The sequence below is a fragment of the Microbacterium sp. gxy059 genome (assembly GCF_050958665.1).
Lineage (GTDB): Bacteria > Actinomycetota > Actinomycetes > Actinomycetales > Microbacteriaceae > Microbacterium.
This window is the reverse complement of sequence record NZ_JAMXWT010000011.1, coordinates 43,932-70,495: the sequence shown is the minus strand read 5'-3', so window position 1 is coordinate 70,495 and position 26,564 is coordinate 43,932. Positions and strand designations below refer to the sequence as shown.

The 26,564-nt window shown below is 73.6% G+C and carries 23 protein-coding genes; 9 read left to right on the top strand and 14 right to left on the bottom strand.

The features are described 5' to 3' along the window. Positions 1-81 precede the first annotated feature (81 nt). A complete protein-coding gene (locus tag NHL53_RS08290; protein WP_433776385.1) occupies positions 82-1,305 on the bottom strand; it encodes a DUF7507 domain-containing protein in 1,224 nt (407 codons plus the stop codon). A 329-nt stretch (positions 1,306-1,634) separates the two neighbouring features. Further along, positions 1,635-2,243 carry an amino acid deaminase gene (locus NHL53_RS08285; protein WP_433776384.1) on the bottom strand — a complete coding sequence of 203 codons (609 nt, stop codon included), beginning with the start codon at positions 2,241-2,243 and terminating at the stop codon, positions 1,635-1,637. 466 nt (positions 2,244-2,709) lie between these two features. Here NHL53_RS08285 and NHL53_RS08280 point away from each other — a divergent pair, with 466 nt between their 5' ends. The 7 genes from NHL53_RS08280 (at position 2,710) to NHL53_RS08250 (ending at position 9,978) form a co-directional block, all read left to right on the top strand. Continuing rightward, positions 2,710-3,411: an HAD family hydrolase gene (locus NHL53_RS08280; RefSeq protein WP_433776383.1), complete on the top strand. Its 702-nt coding sequence runs from the start codon at positions 2,710-2,712 to the stop codon at positions 3,409-3,411. Then, complete coding sequence (locus NHL53_RS08275; RefSeq protein ID WP_433776382.1) at positions 3,408-4,415, top strand: PhnD/SsuA/transferrin family substrate-binding protein; 1,008 nt, start codon at positions 3,408-3,410, stop codon at positions 4,413-4,415. The genes NHL53_RS08280 and NHL53_RS08275 overlap by 4 nt, the downstream gene beginning before the upstream one ends. Then, entirely contained in the window at positions 4,412-5,242 is an 831-nt protein-coding gene (phnC, locus tag NHL53_RS08270; protein WP_433776381.1) for a phosphonate ABC transporter ATP-binding protein, read from the top strand. Before NHL53_RS08275 ends, phnC begins: the two co-directional genes overlap by 4 nt. After that, entirely contained in the window at positions 5,239-6,042 is an 804-nt protein-coding gene (gene phnE / locus NHL53_RS08265) for a phosphonate ABC transporter, permease protein PhnE (RefSeq protein WP_433776380.1), read from the top strand. The genes phnC and phnE (NHL53_RS08265) overlap by 4 nt, the downstream gene beginning before the upstream one ends. Next, positions 6,039-6,884, top strand: coding sequence for a phosphonate ABC transporter, permease protein PhnE (gene phnE / locus NHL53_RS08260; RefSeq protein WP_433776379.1), 846 nt, complete (start codon positions 6,039-6,041; stop codon positions 6,882-6,884). Before phnE (NHL53_RS08265) ends, phnE (NHL53_RS08260) begins: the two co-directional genes overlap by 4 nt. Then, positions 6,862-7,719: a MurR/RpiR family transcriptional regulator gene (locus NHL53_RS08255; protein WP_433776378.1), complete on the top strand. Its 858-nt coding sequence runs from the start codon at positions 6,862-6,864 to the stop codon at positions 7,717-7,719. Before phnE (NHL53_RS08260) ends, NHL53_RS08255 begins: the two co-directional genes overlap by 23 nt. Positions 7,720-8,415: 696 nt before the next feature. Continuing rightward, a complete protein-coding gene (locus NHL53_RS08250; RefSeq protein WP_433776377.1) occupies positions 8,416-9,978 on the top strand; it encodes a DEAD/DEAH box helicase in 1,563 nt (520 codons plus the stop codon). A 300-nt stretch (positions 9,979-10,278) separates the two neighbouring features. On the opposite strand, the gene NHL53_RS08245 is transcribed toward NHL53_RS08250, so the two are convergent. From NHL53_RS08245 to NHL53_RS08225, 5 genes are all read right to left on the bottom strand, one after another. Continuing rightward, positions 10,279-11,310 (bottom strand): alpha/beta hydrolase, encoded by a 1,032-nt coding sequence (locus tag NHL53_RS08245; protein WP_433776376.1) that lies wholly within the window; start codon positions 11,308-11,310, stop codon positions 10,279-10,281. Beyond that, positions 11,307-12,680 (bottom strand): FAD-dependent oxidoreductase, encoded by a 1,374-nt coding sequence (locus tag NHL53_RS08240; protein WP_433776375.1) that lies wholly within the window; start codon positions 12,678-12,680, stop codon positions 11,307-11,309. Before NHL53_RS08240 ends, NHL53_RS08245 begins: the two co-directional genes overlap by 4 nt. Before the next feature lie 46 nt (positions 12,681-12,726). Next, positions 12,727-13,755: a polyprenyl synthetase family protein gene (locus NHL53_RS08235; protein ID WP_433776374.1), complete on the bottom strand. Its 1,029-nt coding sequence runs from the start codon at positions 13,753-13,755 to the stop codon at positions 12,727-12,729. Positions 13,756-14,546: 791 nt separating this feature from the next. After that, positions 14,547-15,263, bottom strand: coding sequence for a class I SAM-dependent methyltransferase (locus tag NHL53_RS08230; RefSeq protein WP_433776373.1), 717 nt, complete (start codon positions 15,261-15,263; stop codon positions 14,547-14,549). Between the two features lie 930 nt (positions 15,264-16,193). Further along, positions 16,194-17,456 (bottom strand): isochorismate synthase, encoded by a 1,263-nt coding sequence (locus NHL53_RS08225; RefSeq protein ID WP_433776372.1) that lies wholly within the window; start codon positions 17,454-17,456, stop codon positions 16,194-16,196. A 66-nt stretch (positions 17,457-17,522) separates the two neighbouring features. Here NHL53_RS08225 and NHL53_RS08220 point away from each other — a divergent pair, with 66 nt between their 5' ends. Continuing rightward, positions 17,523-18,074, top strand: coding sequence for a DUF402 domain-containing protein (locus tag NHL53_RS08220; protein WP_433776371.1), 552 nt, complete (start codon positions 17,523-17,525; stop codon positions 18,072-18,074). 60 nt (positions 18,075-18,134) lie between these two features. Here NHL53_RS08220 and NHL53_RS08215 read toward each other — a convergent pair whose 3' ends face one another. The 4 genes from NHL53_RS08215 to NHL53_RS08200 all read right to left on the bottom strand — a co-directional run bounded on the left by NHL53_RS08215 (position 18,135) and on the right by NHL53_RS08200 (position 22,883). Next, positions 18,135-19,247, bottom strand: coding sequence for a glycerate kinase (locus tag NHL53_RS08215; RefSeq protein WP_433776370.1), 1,113 nt, complete (start codon positions 19,245-19,247; stop codon positions 18,135-18,137). A 4-nt stretch (positions 19,248-19,251) separates the two neighbouring features. Beyond that, positions 19,252-20,280, bottom strand: a complete 1,029-nt coding sequence (locus tag NHL53_RS08210; protein WP_433776369.1) for a GNAT family N-acetyltransferase — start codon at positions 20,278-20,280, stop codon at positions 19,252-19,254. A 492-nt stretch (positions 20,281-20,772) separates the two neighbouring features. After that, the gene (gene menD / locus NHL53_RS08205; protein ID WP_433776368.1) at positions 20,773-22,470 is read right to left on the bottom strand and encodes a 2-succinyl-5-enolpyruvyl-6-hydroxy-3-cyclohexene-1-carboxylic-acid synthase; all 1,698 of its coding nucleotides are present in this window, start codon (positions 22,468-22,470) and stop codon (positions 20,773-20,775) included. After that, positions 22,467-22,883, bottom strand: coding sequence for a PLD nuclease N-terminal domain-containing protein (locus tag NHL53_RS08200; protein ID WP_433776367.1), 417 nt, complete (start codon positions 22,881-22,883; stop codon positions 22,467-22,469). The genes menD and NHL53_RS08200 overlap by 4 nt, the downstream gene beginning before the upstream one ends. 50 nt (positions 22,884-22,933) lie before the next feature. Between NHL53_RS08200 and NHL53_RS08195 the strand changes: the two genes are divergently transcribed. Then, complete coding sequence (locus tag NHL53_RS08195; protein ID WP_433776366.1) at positions 22,934-23,242, top strand: DUF4229 domain-containing protein; 309 nt, start codon at positions 22,934-22,936, stop codon at positions 23,240-23,242. A 6-nt stretch (positions 23,243-23,248) separates the two neighbouring features. Here NHL53_RS08195 and NHL53_RS08190 read toward each other — a convergent pair whose 3' ends face one another. The 3 genes from NHL53_RS08190 to NHL53_RS08180 all read right to left on the bottom strand — a co-directional run bounded on the left by NHL53_RS08190 (position 23,249) and on the right by NHL53_RS08180 (position 26,564). Then, positions 23,249-24,220, bottom strand: a complete 972-nt coding sequence (locus NHL53_RS08190) for a 1,4-dihydroxy-2-naphthoate polyprenyltransferase (RefSeq protein WP_433776365.1) — start codon at positions 24,218-24,220, stop codon at positions 23,249-23,251. Positions 24,221-24,531: 311 nt separating this feature from the next. Continuing rightward, positions 24,532-25,653 (bottom strand): AMP-binding protein, encoded by a 1,122-nt coding sequence (locus NHL53_RS08185; protein WP_433776364.1) that lies wholly within the window; start codon positions 25,651-25,653, stop codon positions 24,532-24,534. Then, the gene (locus tag NHL53_RS08180; protein ID WP_433776363.1) at positions 25,653-26,564 is read right to left on the bottom strand and encodes a 1,4-dihydroxy-2-naphthoyl-CoA synthase; all 912 of its coding nucleotides are present in this window, start codon (positions 26,562-26,564) and stop codon (positions 25,653-25,655) included. Before NHL53_RS08180 ends, NHL53_RS08185 begins: the two co-directional genes overlap by 1 nt.

The window sequence follows — 26,564 nt, the reverse complement described above, 5'->3', positions numbered from 1 at the left end:
GGCGCACGGCACGACGAAGGGCCGGTGCCCGGAGAGGGGGACCCTCCGAGCACCGGCTCTTCCGCCGGGACCGCTACGCGGTCATGCGGCGACGGCGAGCGATGAGCAGGATCGCTCCGCCCCGGCGACCAGCAGGACGAGCGCGAGGAGCGCGATCCCTGCCGTGACGCTCCCGCCGGTCTTCACGAGGTCGATCGCCGCGGCCGGGTCGACCGGGACCGTCACGTCGTCCTCGTCCTCGACCGGGTCGCCGGAGGGCGGGGTGCCGGTCGTGGTCGCCGTGTTGTCGACCTGGCCGGCGTTCACGTCGGCCTGCGTCAGCACGTAGGTCGCCGTCGCCGTGACCGACTCGCCCGGCTGGAGCACGCGCGGCTCGCCCGGCCAGCTGTACTCGAGGTCGGACAGACCCGGCTTCGGGTCGTCGATCGCGACGTCCGTCAGCGTACGGCCGCCGTTGTTCGTCGCGGTGAACTCGTAGCGAATCGTGTCGTCGTCGATGATCGATCCGGTCTTCACCAGGTCGATCGCGCAGTCGGCCTCGACGAACTGCAGGACGAGCTCCGAGAGGTTCTCGAAGTCCGTCTCGAGGTAGTCGCTGCCCTCGACGGGGCGGGAGATCTGCGCCATGTGCTGGCGGAACTCGCCCACGTCGGCGATGTTGTCGGTCAGGCCGACGCCGATGACGCGGGAGCCCTGCGCCTTGAACGCGTTGGCGCTCTCGACGGCGGCGTCGATGGTGGCGAGAGCGGTCGAGCTGCCCGGGCCCTGCGCGGGGCTGCCGTACTGCGTCGGGTTGCCGTCCGTGACGAACAGCAGGCCGCCGTCGTGCTCGGAGGCGCCCGCCGCCGCGGCGAAGGCGCGATCCCAGTTCGTGCCGCCCTGCTGCGAGGCGGGGCGCTGGATCCCGTTCACCCAGTCGGCGACCGTCTGGATGCCGGCCTCGTCGAGCGCGGTCAGCGGCAGCGGCTGGTTGCTCGGCGCCCCGGTGGCGGGGGCGCTCGAGGCGAAGCTGTGCAGCGCAAGGCGCACGGGGTACTCGCTGAGGCCCTCGGCGAGCTCCGCGACGCCCTCGCGCATCTGCTGCAGCTGCTGGTCGTCGACCGAGTTGGACAGATCGAGGCTGAACGCCAGCTCCAGCTCGCACGCCTCGGGCATGGGCGGGTTCGGCGCCGGCGTCACCGTCGCCTCGACGGCGTTCGCCGCTCCCGCTCCGCCGAGCACCGCGAGCGAGGAGGCCAGGGCGATCGCCAGAGCCCTGCGCCCGCGTCCGAGGACGGAGCGCCCGGAGGGGCGATCGACCGTCACCCCCCTCGGTGCTCCCGGGGCCGCGTCGGCCCCATCGCTTCGTTTCTTTCACGTCGTTCCTTTCGACCTCGTTGCCGAAGTCCAGGAACATGGTGCGGATGAATGGCACGGCCGATTCATCCCTCCCCATGACTCTGCGCCGGGCAGAAGGCACCCAGCGCAGACGGACTTCTCTCTGACCTCGGCGACGCTATCCGCGCCTGAGGGCTGCGTGACGGGCGATGCGGGGGATCTCACCCCCTTTTTCACCCTTCGTCATCCCCCGGCTCATCCCCTTCCGCCCACGGCCTCATCCGTCCGTCGTCCGACGGGGCGGAGAGGCGCCGCGGTCAGGGACGCGGGGCCGCGTTCCAGCGCAGTCGCGGGGGCGACGCGGCGACGTCGGCGGCGAACGCCTCGGCATCGGCGACGGGGAAGAGCGTGACGAGGCGCAGGCCGTCGTTCTCGTTCGTCCCCGACACGAGCACCCCGGATCCGTCGGGCGCCGGGACGACGACCGCCCGGGTGCGGAGGCCGCCCACCGCCTCGTCGCGGACGACCGCGCCGTCGGGAGGATCGAGCAGCAGGGGCAGCCCGGCAGAGGTCACGCGCGCGAGGGGCGTCTCGTCCGGGCTGTCGCCGAGGCGGAACGCGCCGGGCTCCCGGCCGAGGCGGGTCGCGAGGACGCCGTCGTTCCACCGGTCGCTCTTCCCCCCGAACGGCGTGCGCACGGTCGAGAACAGGTAGCCGTACACGTGCAGCAGGCCCGCGTGCCCGACGGGGAATCGGAAGCGGCCCCCCGCCGTCTCGTGCAGCGCGCGCACGATCTCCTCGTCCACGACGGCGCCGCCGACGTGCTCGTCCATCACGGTCGACCAGGCCCAGGCGTCGAGGAGGCCCTCTCGGGCGTCGCGGCGCACGCAGGCGAGGACTTCGTCGAGGGCGGGCGGGGCGGTCACGACAGGGAGCCTACGCGGGGTGGATACCGCCAGCCGTCCGGTTGTTCGTCGGCGCGTGCGTGCACGACGACGCCACTTCCCGACGCGACAGGCGCCGGGGCGGCGTGTCGCAGGGGCCCGACCAGATTCTGGCGTCGTCGTGCACCTCGACGAACAGGAACACGGCGCGGACGCCTACGCACCCGGCGCGGGTCCTCCCCGCGGTACCCAGAGCAGCGGTCCGTGGCAGACCAGGCGCGGATCAGCACCGGCGCCCCGTGCAGGACGACGCCATTTCTCGGCGCGGTCGCGCCCGAAGCGGCGTGTCGCGCGGGGCGGGCGGAGAAATGGCGTCGTCGTGCATTCGCCCCTCCGCAGCCACGGCAACCGACCGGCCGACACCAAGAGTTCACCTCCCGGTGGTCGTTTCGTCCACAAGCCATCGCTACTGTGAACGCATTGACCACAACCCGAGGGAGCGCACCGCGTGACATCGACCATCGTCTTCGACTTCGACGGCACCGTCGCCGTGGGCCACGGCCCCGTGCTGGCCTACGCGAGAGAGGCGGAGCGGCTCGCCGGCGGCGGCCTGCTCGCACGGGTCGAGGAGACGATCGAGAGGTTCGAGCGCGGATCCGAGACCGCGTTCCGCGACGGATACGACATCGTCGCCGTGCGCGGCGCCGAGGCGGGCCTCTCCCCCGACGAGCTGCAGCGCGCCTACCTCGCGAGCCGCGACGCCCTCGGCCGCCCGGACGCGCCGGTCGACATCGCCCCCGGCCTCGGCGACCTGCTCGCCGCGCTGCCCGCGTCCGTCCGGGTCGTGCTCGCGACCAACGCCCCCGACCTCGGCGTCGAGCGCGTGCTCGGCGCCTGGGGCGTGCGCGACCTGTTCGACGAGCTGCTGTTCGACGCCCGCAAGCCCGCCGGGATGGAGCGGATCATCCGCCGCGCCCTCGCCGACGGCCCCGTGCTGTCCGTCGGCGACATCGTCGAGAACGACCTCGCCCCCGCCGCCGCCCTCGGCGCCGACACCGCCCTCGTCGGGGCGACCGCCCAGACCTCCCCCGCCGAGGTGACGATGCGCGCCGCGTCGCTCGCCGACCTCGCGGATCCGATCCTCGCGTGGGCCCGCGCCCACGCGGACCGTCCTGTGCCGCCGGGCACGAACACCCCCTCCGAAAGGTGACACCCACCATGCGCAAGACCCTGATCGCGACGGGCGCCGTCGCGACCCTCGCCCTCGGACTCGCCGGCTGCAGCGGCGCCGACGAGCCGGCCGAGGGCGAGCGGCCCTCGAAGATCACCCTCTCGCTCGTGCCGTCCGTCGAGGGCGCCGATCTCGCCGAGGCGCTCGACCCGCTCACCGCGTACCTCTCCGACGGCCTCGGCATCGAGGTCGAGGGGGTCGTCGCCACCAACTACGCCGCGACGGTCGAGGCCCTCGGCGCCGACCAGGCGCAGGTCATCATCACCGACGCCGGATCCCTCTACCAGGCGACCCAGCAGTACGACGCCGAGCTGATCCTGCGCGACGTGCGCTTCGGGGCGACCTCGTACGCCGCCGTCGCCTACACGAACGACCCCGACACGTTCTGCGAGGACGAGCCCGTGCTCGCGACCTACGACGCGAGCGGCATCGAGCTGTCGTACTGCAACGGACTCGAGGAGGTCGGCGCGTCCGCGACCGGCCAGGGCCCGAAGGGCGTCGAGAAGCTCGCCGAGGCCGACGGCGCGCGCGTCGCCCTGCAGGCCGCGACCTCGCCGGCCGGCTACCAGTACCCCGTCGTCGCCATGCGCGACCTCGGCCTCGACACCGACGCCGACATCACCCAGGTGCCCGTCGAGGGCAACAACAACGCCGTGCTCGCGGTCGCGAACGGCGACGCCGAGGTCGGCTTCGCCTACTGGGACGCGCGCACCACGGTCGCGGAAGAGGTGCCCGACATCGCCGACAGGGCCGTCGCGTTCGCCTACACCGAGATGATCCCGAACGGCGGCGTCGCCGTGTCGAGCACGCTGCCCGACGACCTCGTCGCCGAGCTGACCACGCTGCTCGACGACTACGCCGACTCGTCGGACGAGGCCGCGGACGTCATGTTCGACCTCGTCGGCCTCTCCGACTGGACGAGCGAGACCGCCGACGACGAGATCGCCCGCTACGGCGAGATCCTCGAGCAGTTCGCCGGATGACCCCGTCCGTCCCTCTCGGAGCGGAGGCCGGGGTCGCCCCGGCCTCCGCGTCGTGGCCCGTGCGCCTCGATCGCGTCTCGGTCACCTACCCGAACGGAACCGCCGCCCTGCGCGACGTCACCCTCGACATCGCTCCCGGCGAGATCGTCTCGGTCGTCGGCCTGTCCGGATCCGGCAAGTCGACCCTCATCCGCACGATCAACGGCCTCGTTCCCGCGACCAGCGGATCCGTCGAGGTCGGCCCGCACGTCGTGTCCGAGCTGTCTGGCCGCCGCCTGCGCGAGCTGCGCGGACACGTCGGCATGATCTTCCAGGGGTTCAACCTCGCCGAGCGCGTCGACGTGCACCGCAACGCGCTCGTCGGCCGCTTCGCCGGCGCCGGCCCGCTGCGCACGCTGTTCGGGATCCCGAGCGCCCGCGACCGCGAGATCGTGCTCCGCGCGCTCGATTCCGTCGGCATGCTCGACAAGCTCTGGACCCGCGCCGGATCCCTCTCGGGCGGCCAGAAGCAGCGCGTCGCGATCGCGCGAGCCCTCTCGCAGGAGCCCGCCGTCATGCTCGCCGACGAGCCGGTCGCGAGCCTCGACCCGCCGACCGCGCACGCCGTGATGGCCGAGCTCGTCTCGCTCAGCGCCGACCGCGGCCTCACCGTGCTCGTCAACCTCCACCTCATGGATCTGGCGCGCGACTACACGACCCGCATGATCGGGCTGCGGGCGGGCGAGCTCGTCTACGACGGCCCGGCCGCAGGCGCCTCCGACGCCGACTTCGAGGAGATCTACGGCCGGCGCATCCAGCCGCAGGACCGGCTGGGGACGACGCCGTGACGACCGAGCGGCTCGCGATCCCGCCCCGGCCCCGCACCTGGCCGCTGCGCCTCGTCGTGGTCGCGGCCCTCGCCGCCGTCACGGTGCTCGCCTGCCTCCCCGCGATCGGCGGCGTCGAGCTCGACCTCGCGGCGATCGCCCGCAACTGGCGCAACGGCGCGCAGAAGATGGGGCAGCTGCTGCAGCCCGACTGGGCGTTCCTGCCCCGCACGATCGGGCCGATGATCGAGACGCTGCAGATGGCGCTCGTCGGCGCCACGGCGGCCGCGATCGTGTCGATCCCGCTCACCCTCTGGGCCGCGCGCCCCACCAACCCGAACGGCGTGACGCGCGGCATCGTGCGCACGATCGTGAACGTGATCCGCGCCGTTCCCGACCTCGTCTACGCGACGATCCTCGTCGCCCTCGTCGGCGTCGGGGCGATGCCGGGGCTCATCACGCTGTTCCTCTTCGACCTCGGCATCGTCGTGAAGCTGGTGTCCGAGGCGATCGACTCCACGGAGCACCCCTACCTGGAGGCCGGCCGCGCCGCCGGCGCCACCCAGGGGCGCCTCAACCGCACCCTCGCCCTGCCCCAGAACCTGCCGCTGTTCGCCAACCAGTGGCTCTACGCCCTCGAGCTCAACGTGCGCATCTCCGCAGTCCTCGGCATCGTCGGCGCGGGCGGCATCGGCCGCCTGCTCGACGAGCGCTTCGGCTTCTACGCCTACGACGACGTCTCGATCATCATCCTCGAGATCCTCGTCGTCGTGATCGCCATCGAGGTGTGCTCCCACCTGCTGCGCCGGAGGATCGCATGACCGCCGCCTCGCTCGCGCGCGCCACGACGCCGATCGCCGCGCCCGCCCCGCCCTCGCGCCTCGTCCCGACGATCTGGGCGGCGGCCGCCGGGATCCTCATCCTCGTCGCGACAGCGACGCTCGGCGCCGACTGGTCGGCGCTCCTCGGGCTCCCCGCCGCCGCGTGGGAGTACGGATCGCTGATGTTCTCGAGCCCCGACTGGGCGAGGCTCCCCCGCGCCCTGTTCGAGATGTGGCGCTCGATCTCGATGGCCTGGCTCGGAGCGATGCTCTGCGTCGTGGTCTCCGTGCCCCTCGGCATGCTCGCCGCGCACGGCGTCGGGCCCGCCTGGCTGCGCGCGACGCTGCGAGGGATCTTCGCCGTGATCCGCGCCGTCCCCGAGGTGATCATCGCGCTCATCCTCCTCACCGTCACGGGCCTCACCCCCTTCACGGGCGCGCTCGCCCTCGGCATCGCCGGCATCGGAACGCAGGGCAAGTGGACGTACGAGACGATCGAGTCGCTGCCGGACGGAGCCGCGGAGGCTGTGCGCGCCGCCGGCGGCGGGCGCCTCGCCGTCGTGCGCTGGGCGCTGTGGCCGGCCGCCCTGCCGTCGCTGCTGTCGTTCGCCCTGTACCGGTTCGAGATCAGCATCCGCATGTCGGCCGTGCTGGGCCTCGTGGGCGCCGGCGGCGTCGGCAGCATGCTGTCGAACTACACGAACTATCGTGAGTGGGCGACGGTCGGCATGCTGCTCATCGTCGTGATCGGCGCGACGATGCTCGTCGACGCCGTCTCGGGCGCCATCCGGCGCCGCATCATGGAGGGACCGGGATCGCGTGGTCTGGGAAGGATCCGCTGACGCGCCGCTGACTGCGCGGATCGTCGCGCTCGCGCCGTCGATGCACCCCGGCGAGCGCCGCGTCGCCGACGCCATCGCGGCCGACCTCGCCTCCGCCGTCGAGCGCACCGCGCAGGAGCTCGCCGACCACGTCGGCGTCGGCCGCGCCACCGTGGTGCGCACGGCGCAGCGCCTCGGCTACGACGGCTACCCGCAGCTGAGGGTGGCGGTCGCGCGCGAGCTGTCGCTCGACGCCGCGGGAGATGCCGCCGACGGGACGATGCTCGGCGCGCTCCGCGCCGCCTTCGACCGCTTCGCCTCGCACGTCGGGCACACCGTCTCGGCCCTCACCGAGGAGGGGCTGCAGGCGTTCGTCGGCGCGCTCGACGGCGCCTCGCGCGTGCTCATCGTCGCGAACGGGCTGTCGTCGCCGCTCGGGCTCGACCTCATGCTGCGCCTCACCGCGGCGGGGCGGCCCGCCGAGCTGCTGAACGACACGATCGCGCAGCGCATCGCGGCCAGGCAGCTGGGCGAGGGGTCGGTCTGCGTCGCCGTGTCGGGATCCGGCGCCAACCAGGAGACGCTCGCCGTGCTCGAGGCGGCGCGCGCCGGCGGATCCGGCACCCTCGCGATCACCTCGTTCGCCCGCTCCCCCGTCACGCGGCTCGCCGACGCCGCCCTCGTCGTCCCGCCCGCGGGAGACTCGTTCCGCGACGAGCTGCTGCACACGTCGCGCGCCGCCCTCATGCTCGTCATCGAGTCGGTCGTCGACGCGCTCCTCGACCGCCGCGGCGACCGCGGACGCGACGCCCGCGACGCCGTGCTGCAGGAGCTCGGAGCCGCGATCCGCGAGTGACGGGCCCCGGCTGCGGGCGCGGCCGTGTTCGTGGGGCGCGCGGCCGGATGGTGTCGGTTGGGGGTGGCCGGACCGTGTCTCACTTTCTGCGGGATTACGGGCCGCATTCCCGCAGAAGGTGAGACACGAGTCAGTCGCCTCCCGGATCATGTCTCGCTTTCGGCGGGAATGACGCGCTCATTCCCGCACGACGCGAGACACGGAGGGGCCACCCCACCGTGTCTCACCTTCTGCGGGATCGAAGCGAGCATTCCCGCACGACGCGAGACACGGATCTTCCACTATCCGCACCACGTCTCACGACACGCGGAAAAGCACTCGGTACAGCAGCACGACGTGAGACATGGGCCAACCATCCGGACCATGTCTCACTTTCGGCGGGAATGACGCGCCCATTCCCGCACGACGCGAGACACGGATCGGCCCTCGCGCGAGCCAGCCGTCGAGACGCGCCTGCCCGACGCGCGACCGCGGGATCCGCCGCACTCGGCTCCCTGTCGGGCGAAGGGGCTAGGGTGGATCCGAACGCACACGCGCCCCGCGCGGCTCGCGTTCGTCGTCGCGGCTGATCAGAGCTTCTCGCTCGACCCGCATCCTCCGTGGCGAACACGATTCGGCATCCGCCGCTTTCGCCCATCTCACGCCCGCCGCCGCGACCAGTTCGCCGGCGTCGCCGTGCTCACCGAGAGATCATCCATGACCTCTGCCGACACGCAGACCCCCTCGTTCGCCGACCTCGGCGTCCCCTCCGTCCTCGTCGACGCGCTCGTCGCCGTCGACCGTCCCACCCCCTTCCCGATCCAGCGCGAGACGCTGCCGTCGACCCTCGCGGGCCGCGACGTGCTCGGCCGCGGCAAGACCGGATCCGGCAAGACCCTCGCCTTCGCGATCCCGATGGTCGCGCGGCTCGCCGAGAACGGCGAGAAGGGCCGCCCCGGCCAGCCCACCGGCCTCGTGCTCGCCCCGACGCGCGAGCTCGCGACGCAGATCGCGAAGGTCATCGCGCCGCTCGCCCGCGCCGCGGGCCTCACCGTGACGACCGTGTTCGGCGGCGTCTCGCAGAAGCCCCAGGAGGCCGCGTTCCGCAGCGGCGTCGACATCGTCGTCGCCTGCCCCGGCCGCCTCGAGGACCTCATCTCGCAGCGCATCGTGCGCCTCGACCGCGTCGCCATCACGGTGCTCGACGAGGCCGACCACATGGCCGACCTCGGCTTCCTGCCCGTCGTCACGCGCCTCCTGTCGCAGACGCCGAAGGGCGGGCAGCGCCTGCTGTTCTCGGCGACGCTCGACAACGGCGTCTCCGGTCTCGCGAAGCGCTTCCTCTCCGATCCGGTCGAGCACTCGATCGACTCGGCCGCCTCGCCCGTCCCCGCCATGACCCACCACGTGTTCGAGGCCGTCGACCCCGATGCGAAGAAGGCGCTCATCCGCACCCTCGCCTCGGGCACCTCGAAGCGGATCCTCTTCTCCCGCACCAAGCACCAGGCCAAGCGCCTCGCCAAGCAGCTCACCGCGTCGGGCATCCCGGCCGTCGACCTGCAGGGCAACCTGTCGCAGAACGCGCGCGACCGCAACCTCGCCGAGCTCTCGTCCGGCCGCGTGAAGGTGCTCGTCGCGACCGACGTGGCGGCGCGCGGCGTGCACATCGACGACGTCGACCTCGTCGTGCACATGGATCCGCCCGCCGACCACAAGGCGTACCTGCACCGCTCGGGTCGCACCGCCCGCGCCGGCAACTCGGGCGACGTCGTCACGATCATGACGCCCGACCAGCGCGGCGAGGTGCGGCAGCTGCTGCGCCACGCCGGGATCCAGGCCAAGCCCCAGCAGGTCGAGCCCGACAGCGCGGCCGTCACGGAGCTCGTCGGCGAGGTCGCCGAGCACGTCGCCCCGCGTCCGGGCGGCCCCGGCTCGGGCAACGCGCCCGCTCCCGGATCGACCGGCGGAGGGCAGTCGCAGGGCGCCAACGCGCGCCGCAAGCGCGCGGCCCGCGACGCGCGCCAGGGCGGACAGGGATCCGGACAGGGCGGCCGCTCGCGCGGCGGTCGCGGTGCGCAGGGCGGATCCGGTGCCCAGAGCGGCGCCGGTCGTTCGGGCGGACAGGCCGCCTCCGGGCGCGCGGGCGGAGCGCAGGCCGGCGGGCACAGCGCCCAGCCGCAGCGCGCGCAGAACCCCAACGGCCAGGGCCAGCGCGGCCCGTCCGCCGGAGGCGGCCGTCGCCGCCGCCGCGCGTCGGCCCCCGGCACCAGCACCCGCTGATCCCCGCCCGCGGCGCCCCGGAGACCTCGGTCCCGGGGCGCCGCGGCGTTCCCGGGGCGCAGGCGGGCCGGCGTCACCCGAGCATCGGACACGTGCGATTTCGCGCCCCGAACGGCGGGAGCCCGCCCCCGAGTACGCGAAACGCACCCGCGCACGCCCCGGATCCGTGCGAATCACCGACCCGGACGCCCACTCCCCCTTCCGGGTACGCGAAACGCACCCCTCACGGCGCCGGACGCAGCCGATTCAGCGACCCCAGACGGCCCCGGATCCCCGGAGTGCGCCCCGCGCACCGCGCTCTCAGCGGGCGCGGCGGAGCGTCTCGGTCGCCATGAAGCCGCCCACCCACTCCTCCATGCGGAAGAAGGCCTCGACGCGGGCGTCGTGCCGCGAGAGGAACACGTCGTGCAGGGCGCCGTCGATGCGCATGACCGTCACGCTCGGGCCGACCCCCAGCGCGGCCTGCGCGACGTCGTCGACCGTGAGCACCGAGTCGGCGCGGGTGAGATCCTCCGACCAGCGCACGGGGATCGCGGACCGCTTCGACAGCAGCACCCCGACCGGCTCACGCACGTCGAGGCCGTCGGCGACCTGTCCGTGCCCCTCGAGGACGGCGTTCAGCCACCCCGCGTGCACGGGCATCGTCTGCTCCGGCCGCCAGGCGGGGTTGACCTCGTATGGGTGATCCGGATCCGCGACCTCCCGCTGCGCCCGCGAGTAGAAGCCGAGGTCGAGCTGGGGCCCGCGATCGTGAGGCGCGAGGCGCGCCTGCCATCCCACGAGCGGGCGGATCGTCTCGCGCGACCATCGAGGCAGCTGGAACTCGAGCCACGGGCTGTTGAGCAGCAGCCCCGCCGCGACGCCCGGATGCCGGTGCGCCCACAGCGTCAGCACGAGCCCGCCCGTCGAGTGGCCGAGCAGCAGCAGGCGGCGCGACGGATCCGCGCCCGGGCCGCCGTCGACCGCGTAGCCGATCTCGCTCAGCGCCGCGACGAGATCCTCGTCGTACGTCGCGAGATCCGTGACATAGCCCGCGGTCTGCCCTGGGCGCAGGCTGCGACCGTACTTGCGCAGGTCGAGCGCGAAGAACCGCGCCCCGCGCTCGGTGTAGAAGCGCGCCAGCTGGGTCTGGAAGAAGTAGTCGGACCAGCCGTGCACGTAGAGCACGTCGAGGCCGTCGTACGGGCCGCGCCTCCAGGGCAGCGCCGAGCGATGCGGCAGGGAGCGCACGAGCGTCGCGACGACCTCTCCCTCGTCGTCTGCGCCGAGGGGCAGCGTCAGCTGCTCGAAGCCCTCTCCGAGGAGATCCGGCCGCCACCCCACGTCGCTCACTCCCCTCGAGAGATCCGCACCATCTCGTCGCGCGGCACGACCTTGATCCGCTCGCGGTCGTGCGGTTCGCCGAGGGAGAGCTCGTGCGCGTCGAGGCGGTGCCAGCCCTCGAGGTCGGTCCAGGCGACGCCGCGGCCTGCGAGCAGCGCCGGGATCGCCTCCTCCGACGGATCCTCCGGCTGCCACCAGGAGCCCTGGTCGTTGACGAGGTGGCTGATCGTCTCCATCGCGTCGCTCTTCGTGTGGCCGATGAGGCCCACGGGGCCGCGCTTGATCCAGCCCGTCGCATACAGGCCGGGGACGATGTCGTTGGAGTCCTCCGACAGCACCTGCCCCTCGCGGTTCGGGATCACGCCGTGCTGGTCGTCGAACGGCACTCCCGGCAGCGGGGATCCGAAGTACCCGATCGCGCGGTACAGCTGGCCGAGCGGCACCTCGCGCATCTCGCCGGTGCCGACCACGCCGCCCGATCCGTCGGCCTGCGTGCGCTCGTACACGAGCGACGCGACGCGCCCCTCGTCGTCGGTCCTCACCTCGACCGGACGCGCCCAGAAGTGCAAGTGCAGGCGACGCGACGCCTCTCCGCCCGCGCCGTCGGCGCTCGGCAGCTCGCGCCACTTCTGCAGCACGCGGTCGATGACCTTCACCTGCTTGTTCGACGCGATCGCGGCCAGCGACGCCTCGTCGTAGTCGAAGTCCTCCTCGTACACGACCATGTCGACGTCGTTCAGCTCGCCCAGCTCGCGCAGCTCGAGGGGCGTGAACTTCACCTGCGCGGGGCCGCGGCGGCCGAAGACGTGCACGTCGGTGACGGGCGAGTCCTTCAGCACGCGGTACACGTTGTCGGGGATCTCGGTGGGCAGCAGGTCGTCGGCGTGCTTCGCGAGGATCCGCGCCGCGTCGAGCGCCACGTTGCCGTTGCCGATCATCCCGACGTGCTCGGCCGTGAGCGACCAGGTGCGGGGCACGTCGGGGTGGCCGTCGTACCAGCTGACGAAGTCGGCCGCGCCGTACGACTCCTCCGCGTCGATGCCCGGGATGTCGAGGTCGGCGTCGCGCACGGCGCCGGTCGCGAAGATCACGGCGTTGTAGTGCTTCTTGAGGTCGTCGAGCGAGATGTCCTCGCCGAAGCGCACGTTGCCGAAGAAGCGGATGTCGCCGCGGTCGAGCACGTCGCGCAGAGCGTTCACGACGCCCTTGATGCGGGGGTGGTCGGGCGCGACGCCGTAGCGCACGAGACCGTAGGGGGCCGGGAGGTGCTCGAACAGGTCGATCGACACCTCGAAGGCGCGTTCCGTCTTCAGCAGGATGTCAGCGGCGTAGATGCCGGCGGGGCCGGCGCCGACGATGGCGAGACGGAGCTTGGTCATGTCTGTGCGTGTCCTTCTGTCGGGGAGATACGCGCCGCGCAGGCGGTCAGCGGGAGCGGTCGGCGAGCTCGCGCGCGAAGCGGGTGAGCGCCTCGCGCACCGTGCCGCGCGGCAGAGGGGCGAGGGCGTCGACCGCCTCCGAGGTCCAGCGGAGGGCGAGCTCGTGCGTGCGCGCCGTGGCCGCGTGGTCGCGCAGCTCCTCGAGCTCGCCGTCGAGGATCGCGGGGTCCGCGCCCTCGCGGATCCGCTCCACGCCCGCGTCGATGCGACCGGCGAGGTCGACGTCGGCCGGGTCGGCGCTGTCCTTGAGCAGCAGGTACGGCATCGTCACGACGCCCGCGCGCAGGTCGGTCCCCGGCACCTTGCCGGTCTTCTCGGGATCCGCTGAGAGGTCGATGACGTCGTCGGCGAGCTGGAAGGCGACGCCCACCTTCTCGCCGTACGCGCGCAGCGCGTCGCGATGCTCCTCGGCGGCGCCCCCGAAGTGCGCGCCCGCCTGCGCGGCGGCGGCGATGAGGGATCCGGTCTTGTCGGCGAGCACCTGCAGGTAGAACGCGATCGGGTCGTCGCCATCGCGGGGCCCGACCGTCTCGTTGAGCTGCCCCATGACGAGCCGCTCGAACGTCTCGGTCTGCATGTCGACGGCGATGTCGCCGTGACGGCCCATGACGCGGCTCGCGCGGGAGAGCAGCAGATCGCCGATGAGGATCGCGGTGGAGTTGTCCCACACGCGGTGCGCGGCGGTGACGCCGCGGCGGCGGTCTGCTCCGTCCATGACGTCGTCGTGGTACAGCGACCCGAGGTGCATGAGCTCGAGCGCGACCGCCGTGTCGCGCACGGCGTCGGTCATGCCCTCGCCGAGATGGGCGGTGAGCAGGACGAGCATGGGGCGCACGCGCTTGCCGCCCGCCTCGTAGAGGTAGCGGCTCATGGCGTCGACCAGCGGGTCGGCCGACTGCAGCTCGCGGGCGAGCGCCTCCTCGACCTCCTCGAGCTCGCGCTCGAGGGTCGCCGCGAGGCGTCGCGCGGCGGGGCCGACGAACATGCGGTCGCTGAGGCCGAATCGGCTCGCCATTCGCGAACCCGGGGCGGCGGGGCTCGAAGTCACCCGTCCACCCTACCCGGCCGAGACCGCGGTTCTCCCGCGCGACCGGGGGCGGGATCCGGCCCACCCGACACGGGCGGGCGGGGCGGAACGGCGCGCCCTGTCCGCGGCGAACGGGGTCGGCTCGTCGGGGGCGTCAGGGCGCCGTCCACTCGCGGTCGAGGCGGGTGGGGCGAGCGAGATCAGGCGGTTCGCGGGCGAGGTCGCCGCGGGCCGGCCGGGCACGGGGCCGACGGGGCGCCGTCCACGAGACGCGTCCCGTCGGAGCGCCCCGGGCGGCAGGGCCGGCGGGGACGGGTCGGGCGGATCGCGGTCGAAGCGGCACGGGGGTCTCGGTCGGTTCGCGGCCGGGGCGGGCGGGGCGAGCGAGATCACGCGGTGCGCGGACGGGGTCGCCGCGGGCCGGCCGGGCACGGGGCCGACAGGGCGCCGTCCACGAGACGCGTCCCGTCGGAGCGCCCCGGGCGGCAGGGCCGGCGGGGGTACTCGCCGGGCTCATCGGGGGCGCGACCGGCCGGGCGGATCGCGGTCGAGGCGGCCCCGGGGATCTCGGTCGGTTCGCGGCCGTGACGGGTGGGGCGAGCGAGATCAGGCTGTTCGCGGGCGGGGGCGCCGCGGAGAATGCGGCGAGGGACCGCATCACCCGCCCGAACAGCGGAGAACCCGAGAACAGCGGACCGAACCAGCCCTCTCTCTCTCCCCCCCCAGGATCCGCCGAACGCACGATCCTCGCCGAGAATCGGCGGCGGGCGGCCGCGGCGTCAGGCGACGGGCTTCCAGGCGCGGTGCAGCGCGACGATGCCGAGCGACAGGTTGCGGTAGGCGACGTCGGTCCAGCCGGCCTCGCGCATCCACGCGGCGAGCGCGCGCTGGTCGGGCCACTCGCGGATCGACTCGTTGAGGTAGTCGTACGCCTCGCCGTTGGAGCCGACGAGCCGCGCGACGCGCGGCAGCACGTGGTCGTTGTAGAAGCGGTAGAGCGTGCGGAAGGCCGGGTTCGGGGGCGTCGAGAACTCGTTGACGACGATGCGGCCGCCCGGCTTCGTAACCCGCAGCAGCTCGGCGAGCGCGCGCTTAGGGTCGTTGACGTTGCGCAGGCCGTACGACATCGTGACGGCGTCGAACTCGCCGTCGACGAACGGCAGATCCGTCGCATCGGCCTCAACGAAGCTCAGGCCGCGGTGGTCGCCGTAGCGGCGCTTCCCCTCCGCGAGCATGCCCGGCGAGAAGTCGGCGGCGACGACCTGCGCGCCCGAGTCGGCGAGCGACGCCGACGACCGGCACGTGCCGGCGGCGAGGTCGAGGATCCGCTCGCCCGGTCGCGGCGCGACGGCGCGCGTGGTGGCGCGGCGCCACAGGGCGTCGAGGCCGAACGTCATCGCCACGTTGGTGAGGTCGTAGCGGCGCGCGACCAGGTCGAACATGCCGCTGACGCGCGCGGGGTCCTTGCCGAGGTCGGCGCGGTGGGGAGAAGTCACCCCCCGAGTCTACGGATGCGGGGGCGCCTGGACGCGGTCTCGCGCGCTTCCGTCGGGGATCTGCGTTCCGCCGGTCGGCGGCAGGCCCGCAGGTACGCGACGGCCGGCCGATTCTGCGACCCGCTGCCCGCCAGCCCGCCTCCGGGTCGGCGAAACGCACCCCCGCGACGGCCGCACACGACCATCTCCGCGACTCGAAGCCGCCAGGCCAGCCCGAGTAGTCGAGGATCCGGGTTCCACCAGGCGGCGGGGCCGCGGGTTCGCGACGGGCAGCCGATTCTGGGACCCGCAGCCCGCCCGGGTCGGCGAAACGCACCGCCCCGGCGCCCGCATGCAGCCACTTCTGCGCCCCGGACGCACCTCCCTGCCGCCAGGTCGGCGAACCGCACCCCCACGACACCCGCGCACAGTCATCTCTGCGACTCGAAGCCGCCAGGCCAGCCCGAGTCTGCGCAACGCACGCCCCCGGCGCCCGCATGCAGCCATTTCTGCGACCGGAATGCGTCACCCCCCCGCGTCGGCGAAACGCATCTCCACGACACCCGCACACAGTCATCTCTGCGCCCCGAAGCCGCCAGGCCAGCCCGAGTCGGGGATCCGCGTTCCGCCGGGCGGCGGCAGGCCCGCAGGTACGCGACGGGCGGCCGATTCTGGGGCCCGAACGCACCGCCCCGCCCACGGCACCCGCACACGACCATCTCTGCGCCCCGAAGCCGCCAGGCCAGCCCGGGTCGAGGAAAGGCACGCCCCCAGCGCCCGGATACAGCCACTTCTGCGCCCCGGACGTGCCACCCCGCCTCCAGGTCGGCGAAACGCACCGCCCCGACGGCCACAGACAGCCGTTTCTGCGCCCCGGACGTGCCACCCCGCCCCGCGTCGGAGAAACGCACGCCGGGGAAGGCCGCTGACCCGCGTATCTCGGGGCGGCCCTCAAGCGAGGGCGTCGACGATGGGGCGGAACTTCACGCGCGTCTCGGTCAGCTCGGCCTCCGGGGCAGACCCGGGGACGATGCCGCCGCCCGCGTGGGCCGTCACGACGCGGGTGCCATCGGAGTCGGTCGAGGCCGGGCCGAACTGCGCGCAGCGGAGCGCGATGCCCCACTCGCCGTCTCCGTCTCCGTCGATCCAGCCGACGGGCCCCGCGTAGCGGCCCCGGTCGAACGGCTCGATGCGGCGGATCAGCTCGATCGCCCGGTCGGTGGGCGTGCCCGCGACCGCGGCCGTCGGGTGCAGCGCCCGCACGAGGTCGAGCGCCGAGGCGCCGTCCGACAGCTCGCCGCTGACGTCGGTCGCGAGGTGCCAGAGGTTGGGCAGCTCGAGGGTGAACGGCTCGTCCGCCGCGCGCAGCGCCGAGGTGTGGGGGCGAAGCGCGTCGAGGACGCTCTCGACGGCGAAGCGGTGCTCCTCGCGGTCCTTGCCGCTCGCCTGCAGCTCGCCGGGGACGGATCCGTCCTCCGAGGCGTTCGCGCCGCGCGGCCGGGTGCCCGCGAGCACGCGGGCGGTGACGGCGCCCTCGCGCACTGTGACGAGCGTCTCGGGGCTCGCGCCGATGATCCCGTCGACCGCGAACGCCCAGGTGTCCGGGTAGTCGGTCGCGAGCGCGCTCACGAGGCGCCGCAGATCGGCGTCGGCGGGGATCGTGCCGGTGATGTCCCTGGCGATGACGACCTTGCCCGCCTCGCCCCGCTCGATCGCGGCGAGCGCCTCCGTGACGGCCTGCTCGTGCGCACGGGGATCCATCGCCCCCGGGCCGAGCGTGGCCGACCACGAGGGCCCGAGCGCCACCGGTCCGGGCTGCGGGACGTCGTCGCGGTCGGCGATGCGGATCGTCGTCATCCAGCACCGTCCGCCGCGGCGGCCCACGACCGCCGACGGCACGACGAGGGTGCTGGGAGAGGCCGACTCCTCGTCGAACGCGAAGGCTCCGAAGCCGACGAGGCCCGTTCCCGGCAGCCCCACCGCGTCGTCGACGTCGGTCGTCTGCGCGATGGCGCGCCACAGGTCGGCGATCGCCGCGAGGCGCCCGTCCTCGCCGACGTCGATGTGCAGCAGATGCGGCCCCGCGGCCGCGAGCCCGTCGCCCTTGCGCAGCCAGACGAGGGGATCCTCCGCCGTCGCGAACAGCAGCGGATCGACCGCGTCGATCTCGCGCGTGGTGGCGACGAGACGGGGCAGCGAGAGGGGTTCGGTCACGGCTCCGATCCTATGAGCGACGGGTTCATTCCCGCTGTGAGACCGGCCCGGGCGTAAGGTCGTGGAATGAGCACGACCCGCCCCGGCACCAAGATGCACATCAACTGGCGCAAGTGGGACGGCGGGCCGCACTGGGTTCACGAGGTCGTCTACCTCGGGCGCGACGAGTGGGGCGCGTGGTTCGGCCAGCGCGTGGGCTGGCGCAGCCACCGGCCCGGTCGCGACACCCTTCTGAAGACCTCGTGCGTCATGCTGCTGCCCGATGCTCCGCAGGGAAGCGACCACGGATCGGAGTGGATCCTCACGGTCAACGCGCCCCCGCAGCGCACCCGCATCTACATCGACGTCGCGTGGGAGGTGCGCTGGGACGCCGAGGAGCCCTCCGGCATCGACATGGACCTCGACGTCGTGCGGCGCATCGACCAGCGCGGCACGTTCGTCGACGACGAGGACGAGTGGGAGGAGCACCGCGTCGAGTACGGCTATCCCCTGCACGTCGTCAACCGGCTCGAGGCCGTGACCGCCGACCTCAAACGGCGCGTGGAGAGCCGCACCCCGCCGTTCAACGAAGAGACGACGCGCCCCTGGTTCGACGTGCTCGACGCGCTGGAGATGTAGGGGGCTCGCCCCTGTCCCGCGCGCGGATCCCCTGCGCCCTCGCCGAGGGCCGCCTCCTCGTCAGCCCGCGAGCTCCGCGCCCGCGTCGCGCAGCCAGCGCAGCGGGTCGGCGATCGCCTCGGCGGAGGATCCGGCGAGGTCGGTGAGCGACACGGCGCGCGCGAAGCCCGACGCGTCGCCGTCGACCGCCCCCGCCACGAGCGCGACGGGCACGCCCGCGGCGCGCGCCAGCTCCGCGACGTGCGCGGGCGCCTTCCCGCTCGCCGACTGGCCGTCGAAGCGCCCCTCGCCGGTGACGACGAGGTCGGCGCCCGCGATGTCGTCGGCGAGGCCCGTGAGAGCGGCGATCTCCGCCGATCCCGGCACGATCTCCGCGCCCCAGGCGAGCAGGCCCAACCCGGTTCCGCCCGCGGCGCCCGCGCCGGGGACGTCCGCGAGGTCGGTGCGGCCGAGCGCGTCGGCGAGGCGCGCCAGCCCCGCGTCGGCGCGCGCGATGTCGTCGCCGGAGAGGCCCTTCTGCGGCCCGAACACGGCGGCCGCGCCCCGCTCGCCGCACAGCGGGTTCGTCACGTCGCTCAGCACCGTGACCCCTCCGCGGGGCAGGGGGCGCAGGCTCGCGAGGTCCGCCGAGGCGACCTCGTCGAGCCCGGCCGCTCCCGGGACGACGGAGGCGCCGAAGTCGCCGAGGAAGCGGGCGCCGAGCGCCGTGAGCACCCCCGTGCCGCCGTCGGTCGAGGCGCTCGACCCGATGCCGAGGATCAGCCGGTCGACCCCCGCATCGAGCGCCGCGGCGATCGCCTGCCCGAATCCGAGGGTCGACGCGTCGCGCCCCCGCCGCTCGTCGCCCAGCAGCTCGATGCCCGACGTGCTCGCCAGCTCCACGACGCCGGTGCCGCCCGGCAGGTCGTCGGTCGCGGGCAGGCGCAGCCACGCCGCCTGCACGACCGACCCCGCGGGCCCCGTGACGCGCACGGGGGTGGGTCGGGATCCGGGCACCGCCTTCTCGAACGCGTCGAGGGTGCCCTCCCCTCCGTCGGCCATGGGCCGCAGCACGAAGCTGTCGTGCGGCGCCTGGCGCACCCAGCCCTCCGCGACGGCGACCGCGACGTCGGCGGCGGCCGCGGATCCCTTGAAGCTGTCGGGCGCGATGACGATGCGTCGGGCGGGGCTCATCCCCCTATTGTGGGGCACCGACGCGCTTCTGCAGCTCGGCGAGGCGCCCCGTGGCCGCGAAGCCGAGGCGCCGGTTGACCGCGAGCATGGGGCCGTTCTCCTCCGCGTTGAAGGTGAGGATCCGCGGCGTCTCGGGAGAGCGCCGCTGCAGGATCCGCAGAGTCTCCGTCTTCACCCGCAGACCGAGCCGATGCCCGCGATCCTGTCGGCGCACGAGCGTTCCCCACTGGTAGGCGTCGCCGTCGTCGCCCGAGACGACGAGCTGCGAGTAGGCGACGACCTGGCCGTCGGCGTCGAGCGCGACGGCGCCGAACGAGGTCCGGCCCTGCCGGGCGATGAGCTCCTCGCTCTCGCGGACCTCCGCGACGTCGGCCGTCGACGCCTCGATGTCGAGATCGCCGGTCGGCGCCTCCGTCTCGAGCACGCTGTCGAGCATCGCCCACCCCGCCACGACGTCGTCGGGCACGGGACCGACCCAGCCGCGGATCGCGTAGCCGCGAGACGCGGACTCGGCTTCCGCTCTCAGGGCCGCGAGGTGCGCGGGATCCACCGGGAGCGCCAGGGTGCTCTGCAGGTCGCCGAGCGCGACGTCGTAGCCGTGCCGGCGCGCGAACTCGCGGCCCGGCTGGCCGGATCCATCCGCGGGAGCCTCGGCGGGCCAGCGAGTCTCCGCGTGGAGCACGCTGCGCGCCGCCCCGCGGGCCGCCGCCTCGATGTGCGCGAGCAGCGCGGTGCCGACGCCCCGGCGGCGGTGCGCGAACGGGACCGAGACAGCCAGGGACGCCGACCGCGTGTTGTCCTTCAGCGGCAGAGCGAGGGATCCGGATCCGACGATCTCGCCGCCCGTCACCGCCAGGTAGGCGCGCCGCTCGACCGTCGACGTGCGCTGCTGCAGCTCCGCGCGGCTCTCCTCGAGCGACCAGGGAACCGCGTGCTCGCCCATGTCGGCCCGCATCGCGTCTGCGGACGCCTGCCACCAGGCAGCGACGGCCGACGCATCGAAGGGATCCACGGGCACGACGTCGATCTGCATCCCCTCAGCGTAGGGGTGGCCCGCTGAGGCGGCTCCGGCGGGGCAAGGCACCTGCGCCAGCGCCCGTGTCTCGCGAACAGCGGGAATCGGGCCGCCTTTCTCTCGCCAATCGAGACACGCGCGTCGGGTGACGAACACCATGTCTCACGAACGGCGGGATCACGGCCGCCTTTCCCACATCAGTTGAGACACGCACACGTGGCGAGAGCCACCATGTCTCACGAACGGCGGGATCACGGCCGCCTTTCCCGCCCGAGTCGAGACACGCACACAGCAGACCCGCCGCGTCGCGCGAACGGCGGGGTGCGGCCCCTCGCTGGGCTGGCGCCCGCCCGGATCGCGGAAACTGCTGGATCCCGCGCCGACGGAGGTGCGTTTCGCATACCCGGAGCGACCGCCGACCGTTCGAATCGCTGAAACGCACGGATCCGGGGCGTCGGCGGGTGCGCTTCTGCGACCTGGGCGCGCGGGTGACCGGACGGATCCGCTCCGTCACCGATCGAGCGGGACCTCGACGATCTGGGGCCCGGTGATCGCGGTCGTGAGCGCCTGATCGAGCTCGGCGCGGGTCGTCGCGCGCACGTGCTCCCAGCCGTACGCGGCCGCGAGCGAGGCGACGTCGACCTCGTGCGGCGTGTACTGCACCCGGTCCATCGCCTGGGGCGACGCGGTCTGCGCCACCTCGAGTCCGTCGAAGATCGTGCCGCCTCCGTCGTTGCCGACGACCACCTGGATCCTCGGGCGGAGCTCGCCCGGCGGCAGCAGCAGCCCGCCCGCGTCGTGCAGCAGGGCGAGATCGCCGAGCAGCACGCGCGTGACGCCCGGTTCGCCCTCCCGCTGGCTCGCGAGGGCGATGCCGACGCCGGTGGCGATCGTGCCGTCGATGCCCGCGAGGCCGCGGTTCGCGTGCACGGGCACCTTCTTGCCGCCCAGTACCTCGTCGGCAACCCGCACGAGGCGGCTGGACCCGAACAGCAGGCGGTCGTGCGGCCAGGTCGCCCGCCAGACGCCCGCCACGAGCTGCTCGCGATCGAGCTTCCTGCGCACCGCCGCGAGCTCCGCGCGCACCGCCCCCAGCCGCTCCCGCGGATCCGCCGACTGCAGCCCCGCGAGGTCCGGCGCCGCCGTCTCGAGGTCGGCCGCGTGCGCCGCCGACCACTCCATCCAGGCGCCGAGCCACGCGCGATCGGGCTCGCCAGGCGCGACCGCGATCTGGTCGGCGGCGCGCGTCCGGCCGCTGAGGTCGAGATCCTCCCCCGCGCCGCGAGCCGCGATCACCTCGACGTCCGTCCGCGACAGCAGCGCCGTCGTCTCGCGGCTCAGCGTCGGATGTCCGAGCACGACGACGCGCTCGACCGCCCCGCCGAGGGCATCGTGACGCAGCGCCTCGCGATACCCGCGCACGACGCGGCGACCGTAGCGGGAGCCGCTGACGATCTCCGCGACGAGCGGCCAGCCGCCCTGATGGGCGAGGACCTCGGCATCGGGGCCCGCGTCCGCGCCCGCGACGACGATCGTGCGGGGGCCCTGCTCGAGGATCACCGGATCCGACGCCTCCTCGACGAGCCCCCGCGCGCGCTCGGCGAGGTCGTCGGCGCCGCGCCCGCCGTCCGCGAACCAGCCGGGCAGCGGACCCGCGAGCGGCTCGCGGTACGGGAGGTTCAGCTGGGCGACGCCCTGCACGCTCCCGGCCGCCGCCGCGACGAACGCGCGGACCGCGAGGTCGCGCGCCTCCTCCGCCTCGTCGGCCCCGCCCTCCGGCGTGCGCGCCTCCGCGAAGAAGCGCGCCGCCGGGAGGAGGATCCGCGTCTGGTCGGTCGTCTGGTTCGCGCCGACGCCGCGCAGCTCGGGGGGACGATCGGCCGTCAGCAGCAGCATCGGGACGCCCGCGTGGTGCGCCTCGAGGGCCGCCGGCAGGAGATTCGCGACCGCCGTGCCGGACGTGCAGATGACGACAGCCGGCACGCGTGCCTCCCGCCCGATGCCGAGAGCCGTGAACCCGGCGTCGCGCTCGTCGATGCGCACGTGCAGCGCGATGCGGCCCTGCCGCTCGAGCTCCTGCGCCGCGAGGGCGAGCGCCTGCGACCGGGATCCCGGGCTCACGACGACGTGCCGCACGCCCAGCACGACGAGCGCGTCGAGCAGGGAGGCGGCCGCCTCGGTCGCGGGAGAGTCGGCGCCGCGCGTCACGCCTCGCCGCGCCCGTCGCGACGGTCGTCGTCGGGGTCGTCCGCGTCGCCCTCGTCCTCGTCGCCCGGCTTCTCCGCCCGCGGATCGAAGGCCTCCGCGTCGAACTGCTCCTCCGCGTCGAGCATCGCGAGCTCCTCCTCGAGGCGCCGGATGCGCTCGTCGGCCGACGAGAGGAACGCCGGATCGTCGTCCGGAGCGGTGGGACGCGCCGACCCCGCGGGCACCTGGCCCTCTCGGCCGCGGCCGATGAGGAACCACAGCAGACCGCCGATGACGGGCACGAGCACGATGACGATCCACACCCCCTTCGGGACGCCGCGGTGGCGCGTCTCGGGCTGGATCGCGCAGTCGACCACGCTGAAGACCGTGAAGACGACCGCCGCGATCGCGAGGATGATGAGGATGCGAGTCACATCATCCATCCTACGAGGGCGCGATCAGGCGGGCTTCCTACGATGGGAGGGTGAAGATCCGATCCGTCCTCGTCTACACCGTGCTGCGGCTCGCGTTCTTCGTGGTGCCGTTCGCCCTCATGATGCTGCTGCCGGCGTTCCACAGCCTGTGGTGGCTCGCGGCGATCTTCGCCGCCGTCATCGGGCTCAGCCTGTCGATCCTCTTCCTGCGCCGCCCCCTCGCCGACGTCTCGGAGGGGCTGCAGGAGCGCAGCGAGAAGCGCAAGAGGCCGAAGACGGCTCGCGAGATCGACGACGAGATCGAGAACGCCGCGAACGACGCCGTGCGGGGCGACCAGGCGGATCCCGACGCCCGCTGAGGCGCCTCAGCCGATGTACGCCCAGGCGAGGAAGAAGCCGTAGACGGGCGAGCTGATCGAGGTGAGCGCGAGCGCCGTGACCAGCTCCCGGGGCGCGCGATAGCTCCAGACGATGACGATCGCGGGCCCGCCCGCGACGAGGCCGAACAGCGCGAGCCACGCGACGGGATAGAACAGCGCGATCCACGCCGCGATGAGATACGCGAGCACGACGAGCACCGTGTAGAGGATCTTCGTGCCGATCGGCCCGATCACGACCGACAGCGTGCGCTTGCCCGCCTCCCGGTCCTGATCGATGTCGCGCAGGTTGTTCGCCAGCAGCACGGCGCAGGCGAGGAAGCCAGCCGCGACCGCGCCGAACCACGCCTCCTGCGGCAGGTGGAGGGCCTGCACCCAGGTGGTGCCGAGCGTCGCGACGAGCCCGAAGAACACGAAGACGAACACCTCGCCGAGCGCGTTGTAGCCGTACGGGCGCCTGCCGCCGGTGTAGAACCAGGCGGCGACGATGCAGACCGCCCCGATGGCGAGCATCCACCACTGTCCCGAGCGGATCACGATCGCGAGACCCGCGAGCGCGGCGATCCCGAAGAACGCGAGGGCCGTGATGAGCACGCTCCGCGGCGAGACGCGCCCCGACGCGGTGAGACGGGCGGGGCCGACGCGGAAGTCGTCTGTGCCGCGCACGCCGTCCGAGTAGTCGTTCGCGAAGTTCACTCCGATCTGCAGCGCCACCGAGACGACGAAGCAGAGGATCGCCGTGAGCGTCTGGAAGCGGTGCTCGGGATCCGCCAGCACGGCGGCGCCCGTTCCGATGAGGATCGGGGTGATCGCGAGCGGCAGCGTGCGCAGCCGCGCGGCGCCGATCCAGTCGCGCGCGCCGACGGGACCGGCGGGGCGGGGCGGCGTCACCGGCCCCGACGCCCGCTTGGCCGGGTTGCCGCTCACATGGTGCTGGTGCTTCGCTCTCGCCACGAGCATCGATCCTACGCGGCGACGCCTCAGGGGATCAGCGCCGTCGTCTGCCGATGCGCGGGAGGCGGCGCGAGGGATCCGAGAGGAGCGCCCCGTCCCCTGCGTGTCTCACTTTCTGCGGGAAACCGGCCGCGATACCCGCACCATTCGAGACACGCCCCGACCCTCACCGCATGCGTGTCTCACTTCGGGCGGGAAAGCCGACGCCATACCCGCATCATTCGAGACACGCCCCGGTCCTCACCACACGTGTGTCTCACTTCGGGCAGGAACGACGCCGCCGTACCCGCATCATTCGAGACACGGCGGTGGCGGCGTCAGCCCTCGGCGAGGCGGGCGATCGCGCGGCGGTCGGGCTTGCCGCTCTCCAGGCGGGGGATCTCGGGCACGCGGATCAGCCGGTCGGGCCGCGCGGGCCTGCCGATCTCGCGTCCGACCGCGTCGCGGACCGCCGCGAGCGCGTCGTCGGGCGACGCCGTGACGACGACGGGGGTCTCGCCCCAGCGCTCGTGGGGCGCGCCGACCACGACCGCGTCGGGGAGGATCTCGCGCACGACCCGCTCCACCCGGTCGAGCGACACGTTCACCCCGCCCGAGACGATGACGTTGTCGATGCGGCCCGTGACGCGCACGACGCCGTCTTCGACCTCTCCCGCGTCGCCCGTGCGGTACCACCGCGCGCCCGCGGCGTCGCGCACGAACGCGGCGTCGGTGCGGGCGGGATCGCCCAGGTATCCGTCGGCGAGGGTCGGGCCGGTGATGCGCAGCTCGCCGTCGCATGCCTCGACGCGCATGCCGTCCAGCGGCACGCCGTCGTAGACGCAGCCGCCGCTCGTCTCGGTGGATCCGTATGTGCGCACGATGCGCGCGCCGAGCTCGAGCGCCCGTTCGCGCAGCACGTCGGGCAGGCGCTGTCCGCCCACGAGGATCGTCTCGAACGCCGCCAGGGCGCGGCGCACCGCGGCGTCCTCACCCGCCGCGTCCACGAGCGTCTGCAGCTGGGCGGGCACGAGCGAGGTGTAGCGGGGGACGAGGGATCCGTCGACCGTGGAGTGCATGCCGCTCACGGCATGCGCGAAGGCGGCCGCGGAGAAGCGGCCGGCCAGCACGGCCGGATCGCGCCCCGAGACGAGGGCGCGCACCATCACCTGCACGCCCGCGATGTATCCGCCCGAGAGCGGCAGGAGCCAGTGCCCCTCCCCGATCCGCGCCGCCGTCGACATCGCCGACGACGTCAGCGCCGACCGCGACAGCGCGACCGACTTCGGCACGCCCGTGGATCCCGACGTGGTGAGCACGACCGCCGTGCCCGCGGGCACCTCGGCGGGGAGGCCCGGCGCGTCGCCCAGCGCGACCGCGGGCCCCGCGCCCAGCACGGCGCCCCGCAGGGCTCGCAGCAGGACGCGCGGGTCGTCGCTCGCGAGGGGCTCGAGGCGCATCAGAAGTGGTACGGGAAGGGCGACCAGTCGGGATCCCGCTTCTCGAGGAACGCGTCGCGCCCCTCGACCGCCTCGTCGGTGCCGTAGGCGAGCCGCGTCGTCTCGCCTGCGAACAGCTGCAGCCCGACCATGCCGTCGTCCGTCGCGTTGAACGCGTACTTCAGCATGCGGATCGCCGTGGGCGACTTGCCGAGGATCGTGCGCGCCATCGACACGGCCTCCCGCTCGAGCTCCCCGTGATCCACGACGCGGTTGACCGCGCCCATCTCGTAGGCGCGCTCGGCCGAGTACTCCTCCGCGAGGAAGAACACCTCGCGTGCGAGCTTCTGCCCGATCTGCTTGGCGTAGTACGCGGATCCGTAGCCCGCGTCGAACGACCCCACGTCGGCGTCCGTCTGCTTGAAGCGCCCGTGCTCGCGCGACGCGATCGTGAGATCGCACACGGCGTGCAGCGAGTGCCCGCCGCCCGCCGCCCAGCCGGGGACGACCGCGATGACGACCTTCGGCATGAAGCGGATGAGCCGCTGCACCTCGAGGATGTGCAGGCGTCCGGCGCGCGCCTGGTCGGTGACGGCCGCGTCGTCGTCGGAGTACTTGTAGCCGTCGCGTCCGCGGATGCGCTGGTCGCCTCCCGAGCAGAACGCCCAGCCGCCGTCCTTCTGGCTCGGCCCGTTGCCCGTGAGCAGCACGACGCCGATCCTCGGGTCGGTGCGGGCGGTCTCGAGCGCGTCGAACAGCTCGTCGACGGTTCCGGGGCGGAACGCATTGCGCACCTCGGGGCGGTCGAACGCGATGCGCGCGATGCGGCCGTCGGTCGAGACGTGCGCCGTGATGTCGCGGTATCCGTCTGACCGGGGCGCGGGCTCCCAGATCTCGGGGTCGAAGATGTCGGAGACGAAGGGCTGGCTCAC